The organism is Streptomyces sp. NH27 (assembly GCF_056859195.1).
In genome coordinates, this window is record NZ_JACEGK010000650.1 from 1 (window position 1) to 3,836 (window position 3,836).

The following is a 3,836-nucleotide window of genomic DNA, read 5'->3' on the forward strand; positions in this document are numbered from 1 at the left end:
CTGGAGGAGTCGTCCTCCACCGGGGCCCGCCCGGTCGAACCGCGCTGCCGTGAGGTGGCGTTGCCGTCAGCCGGCCGCCGCCGTCCTCAGAAGCGGTACGACTTCAGGTACTGCGCGTTCGGCGAACCGACGCCCGTGGCGTTGTCGTAGCCGCGCACCGCGTTGAGCGAGGTGTCCTGGCCGAAGCCGATCAGCCGGACCAGCAGGTTGCCGTTGACCACGCCGGCGTCGTAGACGCTGCTCAGCGGGGTGCTCGTGTGCTGGGCCTGCTTGTCCACCACGTCGGTGGTCAGGTGCGAGCGGGCGTAGATCGCCGGGTTGGCGAAGCCGATCGCGTGGTGGCCGCCCTGGATCGCGTCGGCCTGCACCGCCGCGAACTCGGGCGAGGAGACGCTGGTGCCGCCGTAGCCGCCCTCGCTGTACGCGGCGCCGTCGGAGATGCCGACGAGCACCGAGGTGTACAGGTCACCGACCATCGAGATGTCCGGGGTGACCCGCTTGGCGGCGGGCACCTTCTGACCGGTCATCAGGGTGTGCGACAGCATGTCCGGGACCACGCCGTGCTGGTAGCCCGGCTGCGCGAAGTCCTCGCTGGTGCCGCCGCCACCGCCGAAGTAGAACGGAGTCGCGGCCGGGGCCGGGGTCCAGCTCTTGCCGTCGGCCGACAGAGTGGAGCGGGTGGTGCCCATGTCGGTCTCGAAGCCGTACTTGCCGCTCTCGTCGGAGAGCGCGAGCGCGGTGCCGCCGACCGAGGTCACCCACGGGTCGGAGTCGGGCCAGTTGGCCTGCGCGCGGGCGGTGTCGGTCTGGCAGTTGGCACCGGTGGCCGCCGCCAGCGGGCTGCTGTCACCGCAGTCACCGGCCGAGAAGCCGACGCTGATGCCCTCGATCGCGGCCTGCTGGAAGATCTGCTCGTACGCAGAGATCTCCGACGCGGTGACGTCCGCGTTGTCCGTGGTGTGCATGATCTCGCCCCACGAGTTGGAGACGACATCGGCGAGGTGGTTGTCCACGATCTTGGTGATCGCGGCCAGCAGGTCGTCGTCGTTGCAGGAGTTCGCACCGACGTAGACCACGTTGGCGTCAGGGGCGAGGCCGTGCGCCATCTCGACGTCCAGCGACTCCTCACCCACCCAGCCGTCGGCGCCGCCGCACAGGTCCTCGTCCCGCCACTGCGAAGGGTCCACGTACTCGGTGTACTGGCCCTTCTTGAACGCCTTGTCGCCGTGGTTGGTGGCGTACTGGTTGGCGTCGGCCTCCATGGTGGAGCTGGCGTAGGCGTCCACGATCGCGATCGTCGCGCCCTTACCGGTCAGCCCGGTGGAGGTGATGCCGTACGCCTTGCGGATCTGCGAGGGGTACAGCGAGCACTGGTCGAACGCCACGTCCTTCTTGGTGAAGCCGGCCGGCGCGCCCTTGGCGGTCTTCTGGCCCCAGTACGCCGAGCAGGTCGGCGTGGTGGGCAGGCCCTTGTCGGCCTTGTCCGTCCTGGCGCCCTTCGCGGAGCCGGCGGAGTCCGCCGTGACCTTGTGCGAGTCCGGGCGCACCATGTTGCTGCCGGCCGAGGAGAGGCCGTCGACGCCGAGGATCGCGCTGGAGACGGAGGCCGGCACCTTCAGGTCACGGGCCGGCGCGTGCCGCAGCTCGCCGGACACCTTGTACTGGCGCTCGCCGGTGCCGAACGCCTTGGTGATGGCCGAGTTGGTGCCCTTGACGGTGATCGCGTGCGAGGTGGTGCCCAGCACCTTCAGGCCGGAGTCCTCGGCCCACTTCTGCACGGCGGCGATCTGCGCCTTGGTGGCCCCGAACCGGGCCTGGTACTGCGCCGGGCTGAGGAACTTGCCGTAACCGGCGTTGCTCGGGTCCGAGACGGCCGTCGCGTACGAGGTGAGCCCGGCCGGGTCCTGGCCGGCGAGGTACACGGTGCCGGTGATCTCGGCGGAGGACGACACCGAACCGGCGTCCGCGGACGCGGTGGCCCACGCCGGGTGGGAGCCGGTGATGGTCTTGGCGGACGCGGCCGGCGCCGACGCCTGTGAAGGCGTGGCCGCCAGCAGCAGCGACCCGGAGAGCAGGGCCAGCGAGGCGGCCGCTACCACTCCGGTGCGGCCTGCGCCGCTCCGGGGTGTGTGTATGTGGGTGATGACGACTCCAACGTGATGGTCCGTGAGAGGGCAACGACAGGCACGGGCCTTGTACCGCACGCTCGTTCACGACCCACACCCGGGCTGTAGTGTGCACGCCACGTGAGCGTTGTGGGAATACCGTATGGCGCTCAGCGGTGCCGCTTTACCGAAAACCGACGATCATCGGCGGCCCATATCCGGTCGGAACCGGGCGATCGCCCCATCCGGACCCGCGCCGCCGCCCCCGCCCCGCGCGACCGGCCGGCACCTCCACCAATCCTTTTCGGCCGCGGCGCCGCATCCCTTGTGGCGGGGGTCGGCGGGGAACGGGGCCGACGCGGAACGGGCGAGGCGCGGAGGGCGCGGCAGCGAGGCGACGACGTACGGCGGTGTATCGCGGCGTTTCGCGGCGCGCACCTCGGCGCGATCACGGACCGCGGCCGGTGGGCATGGACCGGCCCCCACCGCTTCGGCGACTGCCTGGTGCGGTGGGGGCCGGTACGCGAGGGCGGGCGCGAGTCCGCAGGCCGCCGCGGTGGCGGCGCCGGCCCCGCTGCTGATGACCGGTCTGCTGGTCTTCGGCAGCGGGAAGCGGTTGCTGGAAAGGTAGTTGGCCGGGAGCGGCAGTTGGCCGGCCGGCCCGGCTACGCCGCGTACGCCGCCCGCACCAGCGGCTTCCTGCCGCGCCCGCCGAAGGTCAGGTGTTGTTGGCGAGGTTGCGCAGGCCGCTGACGGGGCCGTTGAAGTAGTCCTGGTCGCCGGGGAACGTGCCGGAGTCGGCGTGCTGCCAGAAGCTGTAGAACGGCCAGCCGGCCGGCAGCTTGCCGACGCTGGAGGCGTAACGCGCCACGAACAGCGGGTCGTTGGCGGCGAAGATCGGGGTGTTGCCGGTGCAGCGGGTCCACCAGTCGGTGGTGGAGTAGATGGTCGCCCAGCGGGTCGTCTTCGCGTGCACCTCGTCGATGAACGCCTTGATCCAGCTGACCATCGCGTTCTTGCTCAGGCCGTAGCAGGCGGCGCCGGACGGGTACTCGATGTCCAGCGCCGGCGGCAGCGTCTTGCCGTCCTTGGACCAGCCGCCGCCGTGCGACACGAAGTAGTCCGCCTGCGCCTTGCCGCCGGAGCTGTCCGGGCGGGCGAAGTGGTAGGCGCCGCGGATGAAGCCCGCGTAGTAGGAGTTGGTGTAGTTCGCGTCGAACTTCGGGTCCTTGTACGTGGTGCCCTCGGTCGCCTTGATGTACGCGAACCGGGCGCCCTTGCGGTACTGGGCCGCCCAGTCGATGCTGCCCTGCCAGTTGCTGACGTCGAACCCCAAGGTGCGGGTGGCCTGCGTGGTCCCGGCGGCGGTGGTGGTGGTGACGCTGGACCGGCCCTCGTGGGCGGCGACCGACGACCCCATCCAGTCCTGTTCGGGGTGGATCAACGCGCCGCGCACGTGCGGCGCGCCGCCGACCGCGCCGGCCGGTCCGGCCGGTGCGGCCAGCACTCCCGCGAACGCGACCGCCGCGCATCCGATCCCCAGCGCCGACCTTCGTACGCCCGTACGTCCCCGCACGCCCTGCCCGGCGTCCCGCATGACTGCCTCCATGGGTGTGTCTTTGCTTCCCTGATGCCCCATATGCGCTATTGGACCAGAGGGCCGCGAAGCTCCGGCGGTGGACGCGCGGGCCATCACGGTCTCTCCACTCCCCAGGTCGTTGACCCGTATGG

The 3,836-nt window shown here is 71.0% G+C and carries 2 protein-coding genes; both read right to left on the reverse strand.

What is annotated here, in order from left to right; all coding sequences use genetic code 11:
- Window positions 1-86: 86 nt before the first annotated feature.
- The gene (locus tag AC13HU_RS33795; RefSeq protein WP_483045807.1) at window positions 87-2,099 is read right to left on the reverse strand and encodes a S53 family peptidase; all 2,013 of its coding nucleotides are present in this window, start codon (window positions 2,097-2,099) and stop codon (window positions 87-89) included.
- Between the two features lie 724 nt (window positions 2,100-2,823).
- Window positions 2,824-3,702 (reverse strand): lysozyme, encoded by an 879-nt coding sequence (locus AC13HU_RS33800; RefSeq protein ID WP_483045808.1) that lies wholly within the window; start codon window positions 3,700-3,702, stop codon window positions 2,824-2,826.
- Window positions 3,703-3,836: the final 134 nt, after the last annotated feature.

Excerpts from the sequence above, each read along its gene's own strand:
- AC13HU_RS33800 (WP_483045808.1), bottom strand. The coding sequence starts at position 3,702 with ATGCGGGACGCCGGGCAGGGCGTGCGGGGACGTACGGGCGTACGAAGG.